The 16,877-nt window shown below is 61.2% G+C and carries 22 protein-coding genes; 9 read left to right on the top strand and 13 right to left on the bottom strand.

Going from position 1 to position 16,877, the window contains the following annotated elements; all coding sequences use genetic code 11:
- Positions 1 to 115 precede the first annotated feature (115 nt).
- Positions 116 to 409: a DUF4282 domain-containing protein gene (locus IVB05_RS36460; protein WP_025590606.1), complete on the bottom strand. Its 294-nt coding sequence runs from the start codon at positions 407 to 409 to the stop codon at positions 116 to 118.
- A 209-nt stretch (positions 410 to 618) separates the two neighbouring features.
- Here IVB05_RS36460 and IVB05_RS36455 point away from each other — a divergent pair, with 209 nt between their 5' ends.
- From IVB05_RS36455 to IVB05_RS36445, 3 genes are all read left to right on the top strand, one after another.
- Positions 619 to 1,077 (top strand): MaoC family dehydratase, encoded by a 459-nt coding sequence (locus IVB05_RS36455; RefSeq protein ID WP_247780934.1) that lies wholly within the window; start codon positions 619 to 621, stop codon positions 1,075 to 1,077.
- Positions 1,078 to 1,079: 2 nt separating this feature from the next.
- A complete protein-coding gene (locus tag IVB05_RS36450; RefSeq protein ID WP_247780932.1) occupies positions 1,080 to 1,568 on the top strand; it encodes a MaoC family dehydratase in 489 nt (162 codons plus the stop codon).
- Positions 1,569 to 1,797: 229 nt separating this feature from the next.
- Entirely contained in the window at positions 1,798 to 1,941 is a 144-nt protein-coding gene (locus IVB05_RS36445) for a hypothetical protein (RefSeq protein WP_212420990.1), read from the top strand.
- Positions 1,942 to 1,975: 34 nt separating this feature from the next.
- On the opposite strand, the gene IVB05_RS36440 is transcribed toward IVB05_RS36445, so the two are convergent.
- The 7 genes from IVB05_RS36440 to IVB05_RS36410 all read right to left on the bottom strand — a co-directional run bounded on the left by IVB05_RS36440 (position 1,976) and on the right by IVB05_RS36410 (position 6,483).
- Positions 1,976 to 2,113: a hypothetical protein gene (locus IVB05_RS36440; protein WP_247780930.1), complete on the bottom strand. Its 138-nt coding sequence runs from the start codon at positions 2,111 to 2,113 to the stop codon at positions 1,976 to 1,978.
- A gap of 156 nt (positions 2,114 to 2,269) precedes the next feature.
- A complete protein-coding gene (locus IVB05_RS36435; protein ID WP_247780928.1) occupies positions 2,270 to 2,686 on the bottom strand; it encodes a hypothetical protein in 417 nt (138 codons plus the stop codon).
- A gap of 173 nt (positions 2,687 to 2,859) precedes the next feature.
- Complete coding sequence (locus tag IVB05_RS36430) at positions 2,860 to 3,762, bottom strand: hypothetical protein (RefSeq protein WP_247780926.1); 903 nt, start codon at positions 3,760 to 3,762, stop codon at positions 2,860 to 2,862.
- 238 nt (positions 3,763 to 4,000) lie between these two features.
- On the bottom strand, positions 4,001 to 4,435 hold the full coding sequence (locus IVB05_RS36425) for a nuclear transport factor 2 family protein (RefSeq protein ID WP_247787263.1): 435 nt from the start codon (positions 4,433 to 4,435) through the stop codon (positions 4,001 to 4,003).
- 183 nt (positions 4,436 to 4,618) lie between these two features.
- Positions 4,619 to 4,885: a hypothetical protein gene (locus tag IVB05_RS36420; RefSeq protein ID WP_247780924.1), complete on the bottom strand. Its 267-nt coding sequence runs from the start codon at positions 4,883 to 4,885 to the stop codon at positions 4,619 to 4,621.
- A 167-nt stretch (positions 4,886 to 5,052) separates the two neighbouring features.
- Positions 5,053 to 5,502: a nuclear transport factor 2 family protein gene (locus IVB05_RS36415; protein ID WP_247780922.1), complete on the bottom strand. Its 450-nt coding sequence runs from the start codon at positions 5,500 to 5,502 to the stop codon at positions 5,053 to 5,055.
- Between the two features lie 153 nt (positions 5,503 to 5,655).
- Positions 5,656 to 6,483, bottom strand: a complete 828-nt coding sequence (locus IVB05_RS36410; protein WP_247780920.1) for a hypothetical protein — start codon at positions 6,481 to 6,483, stop codon at positions 5,656 to 5,658.
- Between the two features lie 147 nt (positions 6,484 to 6,630).
- Between IVB05_RS36410 and IVB05_RS36405 the strand changes: the two genes are divergently transcribed.
- From IVB05_RS36405 to IVB05_RS36390, 4 genes are all read left to right on the top strand, one after another.
- Positions 6,631 to 6,810 carry a hypothetical protein gene (locus IVB05_RS36405; protein WP_247780918.1) on the top strand — a complete coding sequence of 60 codons (180 nt, stop codon included), beginning with the start codon at positions 6,631 to 6,633 and terminating at the stop codon, positions 6,808 to 6,810.
- A gap of 986 nt (positions 6,811 to 7,796) precedes the next feature.
- Complete coding sequence (locus IVB05_RS36400; RefSeq protein WP_247780917.1) at positions 7,797 to 8,180, top strand: hypothetical protein; 384 nt, start codon at positions 7,797 to 7,799, stop codon at positions 8,178 to 8,180.
- Between the two features lie 127 nt (positions 8,181 to 8,307).
- The gene (locus IVB05_RS36395) at positions 8,308 to 8,526 is read left to right on the top strand and encodes an SEC-C metal-binding domain-containing protein (protein WP_247780915.1); all 219 of its coding nucleotides are present in this window, start codon (positions 8,308 to 8,310) and stop codon (positions 8,524 to 8,526) included.
- A 228-nt stretch (positions 8,527 to 8,754) separates the two neighbouring features.
- A complete protein-coding gene (locus tag IVB05_RS36390) occupies positions 8,755 to 8,940 on the top strand; it encodes a hypothetical protein (protein WP_247780913.1) in 186 nt (61 codons plus the stop codon).
- Between the two features lie 50 nt (positions 8,941 to 8,990).
- Here the strand turns inward: IVB05_RS36390 and IVB05_RS36385 are convergent, their stop codons facing one another.
- Entirely contained in the window at positions 8,991 to 10,013 is a 1,023-nt protein-coding gene (locus IVB05_RS36385) for a D-cysteine desulfhydrase family protein (RefSeq protein WP_247780911.1), read from the bottom strand.
- Between the two features lie 374 nt (positions 10,014 to 10,387).
- Here IVB05_RS36385 and IVB05_RS43850 point away from each other — a divergent pair, with 374 nt between their 5' ends.
- A complete protein-coding gene (locus IVB05_RS43850; RefSeq protein ID WP_346771803.1) occupies positions 10,388 to 11,086 on the top strand; it encodes an alpha/beta hydrolase in 699 nt (232 codons plus the stop codon).
- The gene (locus IVB05_RS43845; protein WP_346771889.1) at positions 11,014 to 11,706 is read left to right on the top strand and encodes an adenylate/guanylate cyclase domain-containing protein; all 693 of its coding nucleotides are present in this window, start codon (positions 11,014 to 11,016) and stop codon (positions 11,704 to 11,706) included. The genes IVB05_RS43850 and IVB05_RS43845 overlap by 73 nt, the downstream gene beginning before the upstream one ends.
- A 211-nt stretch (positions 11,707 to 11,917) precedes the next feature.
- Here IVB05_RS43845 and IVB05_RS36375 read toward each other — a convergent pair whose 3' ends face one another.
- The 4 genes from IVB05_RS36375 to IVB05_RS36360 form a co-directional block, all read right to left on the bottom strand.
- Entirely contained in the window at positions 11,918 to 12,790 is an 873-nt protein-coding gene (locus IVB05_RS36375; protein WP_247780910.1) for a tetratricopeptide repeat protein, read from the bottom strand.
- A gap of 346 nt (positions 12,791 to 13,136) precedes the next feature.
- Entirely contained in the window at positions 13,137 to 14,336 is a 1,200-nt protein-coding gene (locus IVB05_RS36370; protein WP_247778958.1) for an IS91 family transposase, read from the bottom strand.
- Between the two features lie 12 nt (positions 14,337 to 14,348).
- The gene (locus IVB05_RS36365; RefSeq protein WP_247778957.1) at positions 14,349 to 15,224 is read right to left on the bottom strand and encodes a site-specific integrase; all 876 of its coding nucleotides are present in this window, start codon (positions 15,222 to 15,224) and stop codon (positions 14,349 to 14,351) included.
- A gap of 257 nt (positions 15,225 to 15,481) precedes the next feature.
- Positions 15,482 to 16,795: a serine hydrolase gene (locus IVB05_RS36360; protein ID WP_247780908.1), complete on the bottom strand. Its 1,314-nt coding sequence runs from the start codon at positions 16,793 to 16,795 to the stop codon at positions 15,482 to 15,484.
- Positions 16,796 to 16,877 lie beyond the last annotated feature (82 nt).

The following is a 16,877-nucleotide window of genomic DNA, read 5'->3' as shown; positions in this document are numbered from 1 at the left end:
TGCCTGCGACAAACGCGGAGCGTTTGCGCAAGGGAGCGAAGCGACGAAGCAATCCATCTATCCCCGCGTGGAGAGGTGGATTGCTTCGCTTCGCTCGCAATGACGGTGAGGGGGCTTACCGCATCTGTCCCTGATCGCGGATCGCGCCGAGATGCTCGTTGATGCGGAAGACGATCAGGATGAATTCTGCGGCGATGCGCGAAAACACCACGCCGACCACGACACCGGCGATCGAGGACAGCAGCAGGATGAATCCGCCGAACGGGCTGATCGCCATCGCGGCAAGTGCCGAGAAGATCCCGGACAGGCCGAACAGCACGATCAAGCCGATAACCAGCCAGTAGAAAGTCTTGATGATCGTGGGCGTGATGAAGCGGTCCCACTGAAACAGATCCTGAAAATCGAGCATCGATGGTTCTCCGGCGGGTCAAAAACCTGGTCCCAGATGGCACAGGGCTAGCCCCGAAAATTGCTTCGGGCAAGTCAGGGGCGAGTGCCGGGAACGGTACTCGCCTCTGGCGAACGAGCCATGCGGGTGGACGGGTTGAGATTGCCGCAAATAACGGCCACATTCAGGCTTCTCCACAACCAATCCCCAATCCTTATCCTCGATCAATGATGACACTCACCTTCGATGACTTCACGCCCGGCCATTTCGGCACATTCGGACCGCGCCACGTCACGCGCGAGGAGATTTTGGCCTTTGCCGCCGAATTCGACCCGCAGCCGATGCATCTGGACGAGGCGGCCGCCAATGCGTCGATGCTGAAGGGGCTGTCCGGTTCGGGCTGGCATCTTGGCTCGATCATGATGCGGATGCTGTTTGACGGCTTTATCGGCCGCACCGCCTCGCTCGGCTCGCCCGGCGTCAACGAGATGCGCTGGCTGGCGCCGCTGCGCCCGGGCGACGACCTGACGCTGGATGTCGACGTCGCTGAGGCCAGGATTTCGAAGAGCCGTCCCGAGACCGGCATCGTGACCTTCAAGGGGACGATCCGCAACGCGGCTGGCGTGGTGCTGTGCGAGATGGAGTCGCCGATCATCGTACGCCGGCGCACTGAGGCGGGAGCGAAGTAGCGATGCGTTTCTTCGAGGACATCGAGATCGGCGCACAGCGCGAGGTTGGCTCGTTCACCTTCACCGCCGAAGACATCAAGAGGTTTGCCACGCAGTTCGATCCGCAGCGCTTTCACCTCGATGAGGAAGAGGGCCGCAAATCCCTGTTCGGGGGGCTGGCAGCATCGGGCTGGCACGTCGCCGCGGTCTGCATGAAGCTCATGGTCGCCGACGGCAAGCGTTCGGCGGCAGAGGCTGCCGCGCGCGGCGAGAAAGTCGCGGTGGGGGGGCCCTCGCCGGGCTTCCGTGAATTGCGCTGGATCAGGCCGGTGCTGGCTGGCGATACCATCCATTTTTCTAGCCGGGTCGAAACCAGGCGGACCTCGGAGAAGCGTCCCGAATGGGGCATCCTGCAGATCCGCAATACCGGCATCAACCAGCGCGGCGAGGTAGTGTACTCGTTCCTCGCCACCGCCTTCGTGCCGCGGCGGAGTGGGATTTCCGGAGCTTAATCGTAGCCCGGATGAGCGAAGCGACATCCGGGAACGGTGCCCGCGTGAATCCCGGATGTCGCTTCGCTCATCCGGGCTACGTGCTACGTGCCCCTCCGTGGCATATGGTTAGCGATTTGTGCCGTTAGCACCTCGTAATCCATGACTCCACGGAACGGATTCTTTGCTAACGCATTTTGAACTTTCTGCCTGCCAAATGCGTCTCAGGGGAAGTACCGAGGGGATGATTATGGCAGATCGCAGCAGCCTGAAATTCGTCGGCTTTGTCTTCGCAACCGTCACGCTGGCGGTGATGCTGACCGCCGGAATGGTAGTGAAGTCCTATGCCGACGGCGTCTACACGATCGAGGACACCGCGTTCGTCCGCCAGTAGTTGCGGATCGGACAGACATGCGCGCTGAAGAAGTTCAGCGGCTCCAGATCAGCGTCATTGCCGCGACCGCAAGCGTCAGCAGTCCGACGAAGCGGATCGCGATCGTGCCCACGCTATGCGACGATTGCCGCAGCGGCATTGAATTCATGTTGTCTGGCTGAACGTTCTGCATCGCCGGTGTGTCCCCAAAAGGTGCCTGCCGCCACGTGACGGCATCCGTCCTTGGACGCGACCGTGCTTATAAAGTTTAGATCGAACACAGCCAAATAAAACCGCCGCGCTCCCGTACGGAACGCGGCGGAGTGTTAGATTTTTGCAACGATCGCGCTTAGCTGTTGCGCAGGCCGTCGGCGGCGCGCTTCCACTGCGTGACGTTGTCGGAGATCATGCGCGTCGACTTCATCGCGGCCTGGCTGAGCTGGGCATAGCCGGAAATCTCGCGCTGGACGCGCTGGCCTTCGGCATGCAGCAGGTCGCGGAGGCTTTCGAGTTCGGAAATCAGCTTCTCGATTTCCGCAAGCGAGGTGCCGGCGACGCGCTGGATCAGCGAATTGACGTTGTTGACGGTGGCTTCCGCATTGGCGTCGAGCGGCGCGGTGTCCGGGGCGACCGCGGGGCGGCGTAGATAGGCAATGTCGTTGCGAACGAATTCGCGGATGCCGGCCTCGACTTCGGATACGGCGGCGAGATCGTTGTCGACCTCCGGGGTTTCATCAATCTGTTCCGGGCGAATGGTGGCGTTCATCGGCAATTCCTCTGTTTCGCTTTCAGGCGAGCGCGGAAGTCCCCCGCACGACGAAGTGGAGCGTTCCCATCTGCGCTGCCGATTTTGGCCAATCTGCGGCAATGGTTGATCATTCTCGGGGGGCGGCGCTTTGGGGCCGGCAAACTGCGTCAAATCGGGACGAGTCCAGCCCTTTACCAGCTACGTTTGAACCCCGCGCTGAGGCTCTTGTTGGCGGCGCCGGACGGCGTTTCGCCGATCGAGCCCGAGATTGTGACGCCGTCGAACAGCTTCTGCTCGGCGCCGACCTTGCGCAGCCATTTGTCGTCCGAGGTCGACAGGGTCTGGCCGGCGATCAAGCTGGTGCCGGTGTCGGTGATGCTGAGCCTCGCGGATTGATCGGTCTCATAGCTGCGCGCCGGATGGCTGACGATGCCGGGAACCGGCACGATGCCCTGCTGGATCAAATTGTAGTCGTTCTTCAGGGTCACCGAATATTGCTCGCTGAGCGGCAGCGATTTGCTCAAGGAGGTGCCGAGCCTGCTCTGCTCGGATCCGGGATCGACGCGGGCTTCAACCGAGGTCTTGTCCCAGATCGAAGCAACGCCGGGTGCCGTGATCGCCGCCCAGGCGGTGCCGGATGATTGCGGCAGGCTGCCGCCATTGGCGAGTTTTTCCGAGAGCAGTTCGGATGTCGTCGCCGTGCCCTGCCGTGCGACCGTCATGTCGGCGCCGATGCGCGTATCCCAGAACGGCGTGATCGACTGCTTGACCGACACCGCGGAGGTGCCGTTCGCCCTTTCATTGGCGGACCACGCGGCATCCACGCTGCTGGCGGCTTTCGACGCGCCGCTTCCCTTTGGCGCCGGACCGGTCAGGGTCGACGCATCGACATTGAGCAGGCTCCAGTCGAGCTTGCTGACGTCGATATCCTTCATGATGTCGACATCGTTGACGCTGGGAGCTGCCTCGGTCTCTTCCTCGGCAGGGGTGTCCGGATCGTCGTCCGCCGGCGGCGTTTGTGCCGCTGCCGCTATAATCGAAGCCAGTGTGATGCCGGCCGCCAGCAATGGCAGCCGTGCCCAGCCAAATCGCATTTTGGGAATCATTGCCCGCCCGCATTCCAAGTCGCGCCCAGAATGCGTTCGCTCTGTTGCGAAATTATGGCGTGCACGATCTTGTTCATTTCACGAGAACGTCATGGCCGGGCACAGCGCGTCGTCGCGCCAGATGACCCGGCCATCCACGCCCCTTGGGGCTGGCGAAGGAAGGCGTGGATGCCTGGGGCGCGAAGACGCGCTCCCGGGCATGACGATTGGAATCGATTGGCGTGAGCTAGACCGCCATCCGCGGCAGGTGAATCGGATAGCCCACGGTCTGCTCGACCAGATCGAAGGTGTCGATCAGCACGCGGAAGTTGGTCAGGCGGCCGGCCCTGAACTGGGCGAAGTGGGCGATCCGCAAGGAGATCGGCTTGTTCGAATCCAGCGCGGTCAGCGAATAGCGCATCATCGAGGCGGCCGAATCCACCCCCAGCATGATCGATTCGCGGTCGAAGCGGTGGACGCGGAAGTTGTCGGCGATCTGCCTGATCACATCGATCACGGCCGCCTTGCCGCGGCGCGAGCCGAAGAACGGATACATGTCGATCGGTCCGTAGATCGCCCAGTCGACGTCCTCGTCGAGCAGGGCTTCGAGATCGGCGGGCTGGCGTTCATTGATCGCGCGATGCAACGCGCGCGAAAAACGCCAGAGGCTATGCTCTGTCATTTTGGTTTGGTCCTTGAAACTGGATTTAATAAGCGGCAATCGCGCCCAAAGGGGCGTCTTCATCGACGCCGGGCCGAAATGCCGAACTTCACTGTTGCAGCCAGAAATAGAGTAGATCGGCCAAAATACAATTGCCGTTTTTGCATTGCACAAATGCGGCGGTTTTGGCCGTTTTCCGGTCACTTAAGGGTCATGACGACGCACCGGCTCGCGCTCGATAGCGATTTCGGCGTCGCGAATGGCGATGATGCCGAACAGCAGGGCGCCGCCGACGCCGCCGATCGCAACCCCCAGCGGCATGAAGGTGAAGAACACCAGCATCCCGTTATGGCCTTCAAAACTCGTGGTTTTGAAGATTTCCACCCAGGCGAGGCCAGCCCCGATGCCCAGTGCCGCGCCTCCCAGCGCCCCCAACGCCAAACCAAGCAAAGCCAGCAATGCGATCTTCATACGTTCTTCGTGTCCGGAAACAGCCTTGTGGTGGGTCACGGCCGGCCGAATGAGGTTCAATGGTGCGCGGAAAATGAGCGGTGCGTCGGTGTGCACCTCAGATGTGCAATGGCGTATCCGAGGGGTCTGCTCTGCGGCGCGTCTCGGAATGACGGAGTCCGCAATCGCTAGATCGGATCCGGCCGCCTGCCGGTCAGGATCGCGGCGATATCGCGCTCGAGCAGCTGCTGGACCAGGTCGAAGGTGTCGATGACTTCCCTGATATGGCTGATCTTGCCGCCGCGCAGCGTGTAGAAGCCGGCGATGTCGAACTGCACCATGCGCTGATTGATGTTCTTGCGGAAGAACACGCGGATGAAGGCGGCTACCTTGTCGCCTTCGGTGACCAGGGTCGGCACTTCGCAGCGCAGCTCGGAATAGCGGGCGCGCACCGCATTCCACATCTCGCGCATTTCGGCCTTGCCGCGGCGGTGGCCCATATGGGGCAGGATATCGATCGGCGCATTGGCGAGGAATTCGATGTCGTCGGTGCAGCGCTCCAGTGCGGCTTCGACGTCGCCGGAATACAGGACGTTGAGGAAATCCAGCACGTGCTGGCGATTTGATCCCTCGGTCATTCGTCGCTCTCCGCCTGCATTCGACCCGGCTTTGCGGCGGACCCATTGTGAGGGGATCGGCAGAGGGATCAATCCGCAAAAGGACTCACAGTATGTGACGCGGTGGTTTCCAAAAGGTTCACCGCCGTCACCGCGACGCAGCAAGGGCGGTAATCATTGCTTGCCGAATTCCGCTTCCCGCATGGCCTTGCTGGTTGTGAGGTCGATCACGAACCTTGCCTTCTCATGGCCGGGCGGGACATAGGCCTCGCCGGGTCCAAGCTCGCCAAAGATCTCCTTCGGGCGCGGAAAGCCCTTTCCGCATGCGGTCGCGATCGTGTCCTTGTCGGCGTAGTCGATGTCGACGGCGACGGTATCGCGTCCCGGCCCGGCGCCGAGTCTGGCGAAGCCGAAATATTTTGACGTGTCCTTGCACTCGACGACGTTGGATCCGTAAGCGCCGGTCGCGTCCTCGCCCGTCACGAAATAGTTCTGCGACACATCGATGGTTTTGGAGAAGTCCCGCGTGAACACCGTTTCCGCGACGCCGGATTCGAGATGGCCTTGCCCGAGATGGCCGGTAATGCAGATCAGGCGATCCTGCTTCTCATTGCGCGCAACGATGATGCAATCGTTGGCCTGAAAGCCGGGCTGATAGCCTTTGAAGATGGCGGCGCCGTCCTTCTGTTCGAAGATCACCGCGCCGCCGAAATTCGTGGCGTGCGGCTCGCAGCCGCTCTCGTAGTTGACGACGAGAAGCGTGCTGCCGTCGGCGAGGAATTTTCCGCTGTAGCGGTCCGGCTGCAGCTTGACGTCGCAACGCTTGCCGCTGCGATATCCCCTGGCCCGGGTGCAGGCCGATCCCTTGATATTTGCGGTATCGCAGAATGTCGCGAGCAATGGCCGGTCTGGATTTGGCGCCTTGCCCTTGGCTTGCGCGAATGCGGGTCCGCTCAGCGGTAGGACGCCGAGTGCCAGCAGGAGCGCGCCGATTGCCTTCAAGAGGGTCTCCTATTGCAGCCTCAGCATCCGCACCAAACCGGCTTTTAAGCCGGCGACAATGCATGCCGCCGTTGCATGCCGTCGTTTCCGGGGAACGATCCCGCTACGGCCGGCGTTGTTTTTCATCCGTTGATAACGGAGACCATGATGACGAAACCTGTTCCGCCTATCCCCCACGACAACCAGAGCCACAAGGGCCCCGGCAGCGCGCCCGACGTTCCGCTCGACACCACCGAGGGCCATCGCGACGACGAGAAGAACAACATCCGTGAACAGGCCGAGCACGGCAACATGACGCAGAACACGAGCAACCGCCGGTCGGGGTGAGGGGGCGCGGTGCCACCGTCATTGCGAGCGCAGCGAAGCAATCCATAGCGCGGCAAGCGGAGAGGTGGATTGCTTCGCTGCGCTCGCAATGACGAGGCGGCGATGTCGGATTCGAATGTCAAACAGCTAGATCCGTAGGATGGGTGGAGCGAAGCGATACCCATCAATCGTGATGGACGCGGCGCTCGATGGGTTTCGCTTCGCTCTACCCATCCTACAAGAGAACACACGTCCGCATTCTCGCGGCGCGACGCGCCCGAAGTGATGCACTGGCGATGCCCTCGAAATCGAAGAGGGCGCAGGGAAAGCCGGGTGCCCTCAGCACCCGCGATCGTGCGCACAAAATGCACACGGGTGATCGCAAGGTGCGCCGGAACACCCGGCCTTCCCTGCGCAATGGTTTTACGGCTTATAGCGCGCTCTCCCCGGCGACGAATTCCTCTTGCCACCGTCGCTGACGGATTGGCGACTGGCCGAAACCCGGTTGGGCCCGGCAAATCTCCATCAGCTTGACACCAGCCACGGGTGCCAGGACCACACGCCTTTGCCGTCCGCGGCTTCCTCTGCCAAAACGCTTCGACCGGCTCATGTGCTGCCGACCGAGATTCTGGCGAAGGCGTTTAAGCGCCGGTCGTCTGCGCGGAGGCCTGTCGCTCACAGGCCGAAGCCCGCCCTGCGACCCCTCGCGCGCCCGACGCTGCCGCGTCCATCGCATCCCGCGCCCAACGTCCGTGACGATCGCGATACGCCCCTCTCATGGGGTGCGGGATGGCGGGAGTTGTAGGCGTGATTTGGGGTAACGGCGAAGGGGAATATTTTTTCGGACAGGACTAGACAGGATTTTACTGATTTGCCCGACAAGCAATTTTTGCACAGCTCCCCGCATCGATCCTGTCGTCCGCGGTCGCTTTGTGACGCCGATCACGGCGCCCGCGCCAGAGGCGAACGAGACTGGCGGCGTCGTCCTCGCAACGGGAAACGCCGCCATGAACGCCGCAACAGCGCCGAAATCGCGTTCGCAAAACCGGCTCGAAGGTTTTGCGCTGACAGTCCTCCTGCAGGGCTTCCCGACCTTCGCCGGCGCAGCTTTGCTGTTGAAACTCGCCCATCACGAGATCGCCGGCGGCGTGGTGTTGTTCGTTGCGATGGCCTCGATCTTCCATGGCCTGCTCACGCCCTGGCTCGCGCCAAGGTTTCCAAAATTCCTTGAGCATAGCTACGAGCCGCTGTTCTTCGATGCGAGCCTGTCATTTGTCGAAAAGATCGAAAAGTGGCGCGCCCAGCCCACGACATCGCTTCAACTGGTGACGAACGTGCTGATGCTGTCGCTGCTGTCGCTGCTGGCGGTGGGAGCAGCGAGTATGAACTGAGCTGCGCGGCCGTCATTCCCCGATGCGCAATCGCGCATCTGAGGGCGCCGCTACGCGGCTTCCGGAATGATGAAGCGTGTGATATCTACCCCGCGCGGCAATGGGCCGCGTTTGAACCAATGGAGGTGTGCCATGCGCAAGCATCGCGATTTCGAAAACCTCCCCTGCTTTCAGCATCTCGCGTAAGCGGCGGAAGTCCTTCCCCTCGGAAACCCATGTCAAGCGTGGACCGCGCGTCGTTCATGGCGATGTCGAGCTGACCGAAAAGCTCGGCCGCAACGATCTATGTCCATGCGGCTCCGGACGCAGGTTTCAAAGCCTGCTGCATGAAGTCCGGCGTCTATGATGGGTCGAACAGGGATTATTACTTTCAGGGAGTAGTTGCCGGTCCCTGCACGTGAACTGTCATTCCGGGGCGCCGCGAAAGCGGCGAGCCCGGAATCCATGGCGCGACAGGGATGCCGCTAACGTCGTTTCCGGAATGACGCAAAGCGATGCTTCGCTTATGGTGCGAGCAAGTCTGTTGACGGACCATTGTGTTGCAGTACCAAGCCGCGAGCCTAGGAGATTGAAGATGGCCGAGGCAAAACCGTTTGATGCAGCCGAATATCTCGATAGTCCCGAGATGATCGTCGCTTACCTCAATGAAGCGCTCGAATCCGATGACGCGTCTACCATCGCTGTCGCCATCGATACGATTGCCCGCGTCCGCGGAATGAGCGCGGTAGCGGAAAAGCCGGACTCTCGCGGGAGAGTTTGACAGGGCGCTGGCGGAGAAGATCGACCTTTGGTGCCCTTGGCTTCACCAGTTCAAATCCCGAGCGCGCTCTGATAAGCGAAAAGCGCCGGCGCGCCGCCGGTGTGCAGGAATATGACATCCTCGTCGTTGCGCCAGCGCCCCTGGCGGATCAGGGCGATCAGGCCCGCGAGGCCCTTGCCCGAATAGACGGGATCGAGTGGAAGCGCCTCGAGTTGGCCGGCAAGCCGGATCGCTTCGATGGTGGCTTGGTGCGGGACGCCGTAGGCAGGTCCCGCATGGCCCGCGACGACTTCCACGCTTGCTTCGTCGAAGGGAACGTCAAGCAGATCGGACGCTTCCCGCGCAAACGCCACGACATCGGCGCGCACCCGCGCGGGCTCGGCGTCGATATCGATCCCGACGATCGCTGTGTTCGGCATGGCCACGGCGGCACCGACGACGAGACCGGCCTGCGTGCCGGCGCTTCCGGTGCAGTGCACGATGGCGGCCGGTGCAAAACCCAATCGCGCGGCCTGCGGTTCGATCTCGGCAATCGTCGTGGCATAGGCGACGGCGCCCAGGGCATTCGAGACGCCGTATGGCACGAAGTATGGCTTGTGACCCTTTGCCTGGAGATCGCCGACGAGCGTGCGAATGGCGGCATTGCGGTCACCGGACCACGGCACGTCACGGAGGTGCGCGCCGAACAGCCGGTTGAGAAACGCGTTGCCCGAGGTCTTGTATTCCGGCGTCGGCGGTTCGAGCCGGCCGTGGTAGACGGCGAGATGGCACGCGAGGCCGAGCTTTGCCGCCACCGCCGCGACCTGCCGCTGGCTGTTCGATTGCACGACGCCGCCCGAGACGATCGTATCGGCGCCGCTCGAAACGGCCTCGTGCAGGACGTAGTCGAGCTTGCGCAACTTGTTGCCGCCAAAGCCGAGCCCTGTCGCATCTTCGCGCTTGACCCACAGCCGCGGTCCGCCGAGATGCGCCGTCAGCCGCTTCATCGGTTCGAGCGGGGTCGGCAGAGTTGCAAGACCCAGGCGAGGAAAGGCGGCGAGTCGGTCGGCTAACGGCCTGCGATCAATTTGCATCGTTCTGTCCGTCTGACTCACAGGTAATATTCTAAACAATGGACCGACGGCCGCAATTATAGCGCCATTCTCGCTTCCTTGCGTCGAAGTCCGGGGTAAGTAATTCGCTCGTGGCTGCGTCTCCTCGGTTGATGAGGAGGCCATATTCCGAGCGGAAGAGCTCTCAACGTGGTCCGCTTTCAGTCACCTTGAGACCTGAGGTCATCCGGTTGCGTGGTCCAAGACGCCGCTTTTGACCCAATTCGGACGTGCAACCGGCCTATGACTATCCAACCGCACAGTCTTCTTGGGCCCGAATTTAGCCCCAGCGCAGTGTGGCAACTACGTCGGAAAGTAGTAAGCTCGAAGGCCTCTCGCCTCGCGCGGAGGTCCCGATGCGGGTCCCGAACACTCAATACGCCAAGAGCGGTCACGTTCGCATCGCTTATCAGGTCGTGGGGGACGGACCATTCGATCTCGTGTTTGTTCCTGGCTTTATTTCCAACCTCGACCTGACATGGGATGATCCAGTCCGGGCACAGGTCTGGACCCGCCTTGCTGCCTTCTCGCGCCTTATTTTGTTTGACAAGCGGGGTACCGGGCTATCCGACCGAACAGGTGGAGTGCCAACACTTGAAGAGCGAATGGACGACGTGCGCGCAGTAATGGACGCAGTTGGCTCGCGTCAGGCGGCTCTTTTCGGCGCCTCGGAGGGTGGCGCGATGTCAATGCTGTTCGCAGCCACCTATCCGGACCGCACCCGGGCGATGGTATTGTATGGTGCCTTTGCCCACTTCCTCTCTTGGATTACACCTCCAGACCAACTCGAGGCATTTCTTGAACGTTTGGAGAAAAACTGGGGGACGGGTGAAACGCTTGCTTCGTTTGCCCCTAGTCTGCTCTCTGACGACGCGTACAAGCGACGCTACGCACGCTTCGAACGCCTCAGTGCGAGCCCGTCATCGGCCACTGCACTCATTCGCATGAACAGTGAAATCGACGTTCGCCCAATCCTTCCACAATCCGAGTACCCACGCTTATTGTCCATCGAGAAGCAGATGCTAATGTCAACGTTGAAGCGGGGCGGTACCTAGCTCATCAAATCCCAAACGCGAAATACGTCGAGTTGCCTGGAAATGATCACTTGCTGTGGGTCGGCAACACGGAACGGGTGGTGGACGAGGTCGAGAAGTTCTTGACGGGATCGCGGCATACACCCGAGCCCGATCGTGTGCTTGCCACCGTTCTGTTTACCGACATCGTAGGCTCGACGAAGAGAGTGGAGGCAATTGGAGATCGGGCTTGGCATGACTTGCTCGATCGACACAATGAGATTGTACGGCGAGAGGTTCTACGCCATCGTGGGCGTGAGGTGAAAACGACTGGAGACGGATTTCTCATTACCTTCGATGGTCCGGCGCGATCAATCAAGTGTTCGCTGGCCATAAGCGAGGCCGTCGAGGATCTTGGCTTGCAGGTGCGGGCTGGACTTCACACGGGTGAAGTCGAAATGACGGACAACGACGTAAGCGGCATTGCAGTTCACATCGCATCGCGCATTGTTGCAATGGCGCAACCTGGGCAGGTTCTCGTGTCAAGCACGGTCCGTGCCCTTGTCGCAGGATCAAACATTCGTTTTCGCGATGAGGGTAGCCACCGCCTCAAGGGTCTGGAAGAAAGCATCAGGTTGTTTGCTGCAGGACACCGTAGTTAGCACGTAGGCTTGTCGGTCAGGGCACTTAAACTCGCTCCGACGAGTGAGCTTTTGCGCTCAATGAAGCTGGAGTCCGCTTCTGGCACTTTTCGGACCTGACGCACCCGGTCGGCGATGTCCGCTGATCGGAGAAGAGCAGAAGTTCGCGGCGCGCTGTCAAAGTGAAGCGATTGACCCACAGCAGACATTGCTTCCGCGACGCACGGGAATACTACCGTTCCGGTTTCGACTTCCACTCAACCGCCAGCTTCTGCGCTTCGGCGATCTGTGCCGGGGTCATCTGCTGCGCGACGCGATTTCGATTGCTGATCGCATCTTGGTCACTTCGCGCAGCCGCCAAACTGAGCCACATGTATGCTTGAATATTGTCTTGCGGCACGCCTAGTCCCGTAGCGTAACAGAGGCCAAGATATACCTGCGCTCCAATATGACCTTGGTCTGCAGCGCGGCGAAACCACTTCGCAGCCTCGATCCGGTTCTCGGACACGGCCACGCCCGCGAAATGCAGGACCCCGACGTTGAACTGCGCACCATCGTTACCGCGCTCGGCGGCAAGGTGATACCACTTCAATGCTTCAGCTTTGTTCTGAGGCACCCCATTGCCGTTGTCGTACAAGGTCCCCAGGTTGTACTGGGCGAAGGTATGGCCTTGATCGGCTGCGAGGCGCCACCACTTTGCAGCCCTAGCGTAATTTTTCGGCACACCTTGGCCGCCGTCGTACATGAACCCGAGTGCGTACTGCGCCTCGGCATTGCCTTGGTCGGCCAGCGGACGCCAGAGCCGTAGCGCGGTTGCGTAGTCGCGTCTGCTATGCGCCGCCTGCGCATCCTCAAACGGCCCCGCAACAGCGCCTCCCGCCATCGACAGCGGCGAAGCGAGCGCGAGAAGGACCAGGAGGATTCGGACGATCGGCATGGGAAACCTCAATTGGCGTCGCGCGATCGGCGCGGCACGCGCCGCCGTCGCGACGATGGCGGCTTGTTTGTCGCGGGCCGCCCGCGAAAGGTTCACCGCCGACGGCCTCTTGCGGACACAAACGAACGACCATTGCGCATTAGCCCGGATCCGTGCCTTTGCAAGCATGTCGCCTATTGTGAAGGTTTTCGGATGCCGGCCCCATGACGGTGGTGCCGCGGGCGCGGGGCCGGCGTCCGCAAACCTCCAAGGGAGGAAACCGCGGGAGGGGTACGGGGATGGCGCGGCCTACGCTATGGGGATTTGAGTGCCGCGGATGAGGTGTGTGAATGGAGTCGAGGCGCTCCAGCAGGCCGGTGGACGGTGAAACGGCTGCTGGATGAGGGGCGGGTCGCATCGACCGCAGTGAAGTGTCGGACGATTTGAGACGACGGCTGGATATCTGAGCGCGTTCTACCGTGGCCGGTCGAGAGGCAACTAGTGCGACGATCAGATTTGCGGGGGTGTGACGCGGTCATGAGGTGTCGATCTTGATTGCGGTAGGTGAAGCTGTCGGCCGATGCCGTGGCGTTGCACCGCGCGCGAAGACCTCGATGATGATCATGCGACCGCCGCAGCATGGACAAATCGGCTTGCCGGGATCGGCGGCGGCACCGGTGGGCTCGGCCTGGGAGTTTGAGACGGCGAGCAACTCACGCGCTCGGGCGATGTTGTCGGCGCGCGTGCCGCTGGCCAAAAGGCCGTAGTGGCGGATGCGGTGAAAGCCGTGCGGCAGAACGTGGATGAGGAAGCGGCGGATAAACTCGCCGGTTGGGAGTGTCATGAGCTTCTGGCGATCGCGACCATTGGCACGATAGTCTTTCCACCGGAAGGTGACACCGGTGCGGTCACAGGCGATCAGTCGGCTGTTGGCGATGGCGACGCGATGGGTATAGCGCGACAGATAGGCCAGCACGGCCTGTGGCCCGCCGAACGGGCGCTTGGCATAGACCACCCATTCGGCTCGGCGTAGCGGTGCCAGATACGCCGCGAACGCCCGCGGGTCGGCGAGAGCGGCATGATCGCCGAAGAACTTCAGATGGCCGGTGTTGTGGGCCGCGATCAGCTTCTCCAGGAACAGCCGCCGGAACAGGCGCGAGAGCACGCGGACGGGGAGGAAGAAGCCAGGTCGGCAGGACACCCAGCGCTGGCCGTCGGGCGAGACGCCGCCGCCCGGCACGATCATGTGGACGTGCGGGTGGTGGGTCATGGCTGAACCCCAGGTATGGAGAACCGAGGTGATGCCGACGCGGGCGCCGAGGTGCCTGGGGTCGGCGGCGATCGTGGCCAGGGTCTCGGCCGAGGCCTTGAACAAGAGATCGTAGACCACCGCCTTGTTCTGGTAGGCGATGTCGGCGATGGCTGCCGGCAGCGTGAACACCACATGATAGTACGGCACCGGCAGCAGATCGGCCTCGCGCGCGGCCAGCCAGTCCTTTGCCGCCGCGCCTTGGCACTTCGGGCAGTGCCGATTACGGCAAGAGTTGTACGAGATCTTGGTGTGCGCGCACTTCTCGCAGCGCGCGACATGGCCGCCGAGCGCCGCGGTGCGGCAGTTCTCGATCGCCGACATTACCTTCAACTGGCCAAGGCTCAGATGGCCGGCGTTGGCGCTGCGCCATGCCGGTCCATGATCGCGGAAGATATCCGCGACCTCCAGTGCCGGACGCGGCACGCGAGCCGCGCTTTAGGCCGGTGGCTCGACCCTCTCGATCTTGCGGGCGATATGCTCCAGCGGGCTCATGACTTGTTGGATCGTCTTGGTGGCGACGCGGGTATAGAGCGCCGTGGTGTCGAGCTTGGCGTGCCCGAGCAGCACCTGGATCACCCGGATATCGATGTTCTGCTCAAGCAGATGGGTGGCGAAGCTGTGCCGCAAGGTGTGGAGCGACACGCGCTTGTCGATCTCGGCCCTCTCGGCTGCGGTATGGCAGGCGCGATTGAGCTGGCGCGTAGTCATCGGCTGCACGCGGTCGCGGCCAGGAAACAACCAGCCCTGCGGTCGTGCTGTCTTCCACCAGGCACGCAGCAACTCGAGCAGATGCGGAGACAGCATCACGTAGCGGTCTTTGCGGCTTTTGCCTTGTTCGACGCGGATCACCATGCGCTTGCTGTCGATGTCGCCGATCTTGAGCGAGATCACCTCGGCGGCGCGCAAACCTGCGCCGTAAGCCACACTCAGCGCCGCCTTGTACTTGAGGCCCGGCGCGGCATCCAACAGCCGCGCCACCTCCTCTGGGCTGAGCACGACCGGCAGCTTGCGGGGCTCGTGGAGGAATGTGGTGTGCTCGATGATATCGGAGCGCCTGAGCGTGATCCTGAAGAAGAACCGCAACGCAGCTACGGTATGATTGAGAATCGGGATGTGCGCGCCGTTCGCCGCCAGATGCAGTTGAAAGCGCCGGACGTCCTCGAAGCTCGCCGTGTCGGGCGATCGGCCGAGGAATGCAGCAAAGTCCCTGATGGTGCGGATGTAGCCTTGTTGGGTCTTTGGCGCTAACTTGCGGATCGTCATGTCTTCGATCATGCGCCGCCGTAAAGGGCTCATGGCCTCGTCGGTCATGGGGATGCTCCTGTCTTGAGTGAGGTTGTCGAAACCCCTCGATCTCAAGACAGGACGTCCCGTTGCGCTATCGCCTTGGCTGTGCCTCCCGCCGCAGTGCCCTACCGCGCGAGCGGTTTAGTCCTTTGGCACATTTGAGACATGCCGACCCACGGTAACGAGGTCTGTTTCTAGGGGTAGAGCGGAAGTCGTCGGTACGTGCCTAAACCGACGCGAATGACCCGAAGCGGTCATGTCGAGTTTGTCCCGAGCTACTATCAGCCTAGCTGATCGACCAGGGCCGACCACAAGGCCCATGGCTCGTCTCGATGTACCGGGTCCTCAATTGCAGTGTGCACCATGACAATCTTGGAGGTCGGATCAACGCAAATATACTGGCCTTTGAATCCTAACAACGCGAATTGCCGCCTCTCACCGGGAAAAAGCCACAAGAGATAACCGTAGCCAAATCTTTTCGTCGCCACGCCCGGTAGCAGATAGCCATCCGAAGCTCGAACGGTTGTTGCATCGATCATCCATTGCTCCGGAACGATCTGCTTGCCATTCCATGCGCCATCATGCGCCAGCAAACGCCCAAGCCGGGCGTAATCGCGCAGAACGGCATTGAAACCGAAGTGTCCCAGTTCAAATCCTTCTGCGTCTACCAACCAATTGGCATCCGCTTCCGCGCCGATCGGCTCCCATACTTTCTCGCGCAGATAGTCAGACGCTGACTTGTTAACAGCACTGTGAAGCACCATACCGAGCACGTCGGCTTCAATGCTGGCGTAGTAGAATCTCGTTCCCGCTGGGGCGATACGCTGATTGAATTGCACGATGCTCTTAGTCGTGCCCAATTTCGTGTTCGGGAACGCGATCCCCATACCGTTCCACAGGCGATTGAGGTCGCGTCCTCCGTCTCTTGTTTCACCGAAATCCACGCCTGAGGACATGTGCAGCAGATCGCGAATCGGCGTCCTGCCGTACTCGCTGCCCATAAAGCCCGGCACATAACTTTCGGGGATATCATTGATCGACTTAATCGCGCCCTCCGAGATCGCGATCCCGATCAACAGTCCGGTTATCGACTTGACCATCGACTGGGATACGAACCGATCTTGATCAGTTCGCGCGTACTGATAGCGCTCGAAGATAATCTGGTCGTCCTTGGCGATCAGCAGGCCAGTGACCGGATTGCGCGACATGTAGTCGAGTGGCGAAAACCTGCTTCCCTGAAAATTGTAGTAAACTTCTGCCTTCGAGCACTTGAACTTCCAAGGCGTCACAGCTCGCTTAATGAGCCGTGTTGGATAGATGTGATCGATATGGGTGAATGCGCCGACACGGTATTTGGGTTCCCAAGGGGTGCCTTGCCTCCGTGCCTCCGTAATGTCGGGAAGAGGATAACCATCTTTGGCTCCGTACAGCTCGGCGTTTGGCCCTGTTGTGGAGAAAATCGGTCCGGCGCAGTCTTGCGTCTCGCCCGCGGAAGCTGGTTCTGCGGTTGCGGAGATGGGGCCAGCCAACGCACAGGCGACTGTAGCAGCCAGCGATGAAACAGCCTCACGACGGGAATATTGCTGCTCCGACATATAAATCCCCCAAGGATTCCCGTAAGTAGAGACCAAATTGAGTGGAAACTTCAAGGAGTATGTCTCTTGTTGGCACTTTTCG

It is taken from the genome of Bradyrhizobium sp. 170 (assembly GCF_023101085.1).
GTDB lineage: Bacteria > Pseudomonadota > Alphaproteobacteria > Rhizobiales > Xanthobacteraceae > Bradyrhizobium.
This window is presented reverse-complemented; position numbering and strand designations above follow the sequence as displayed.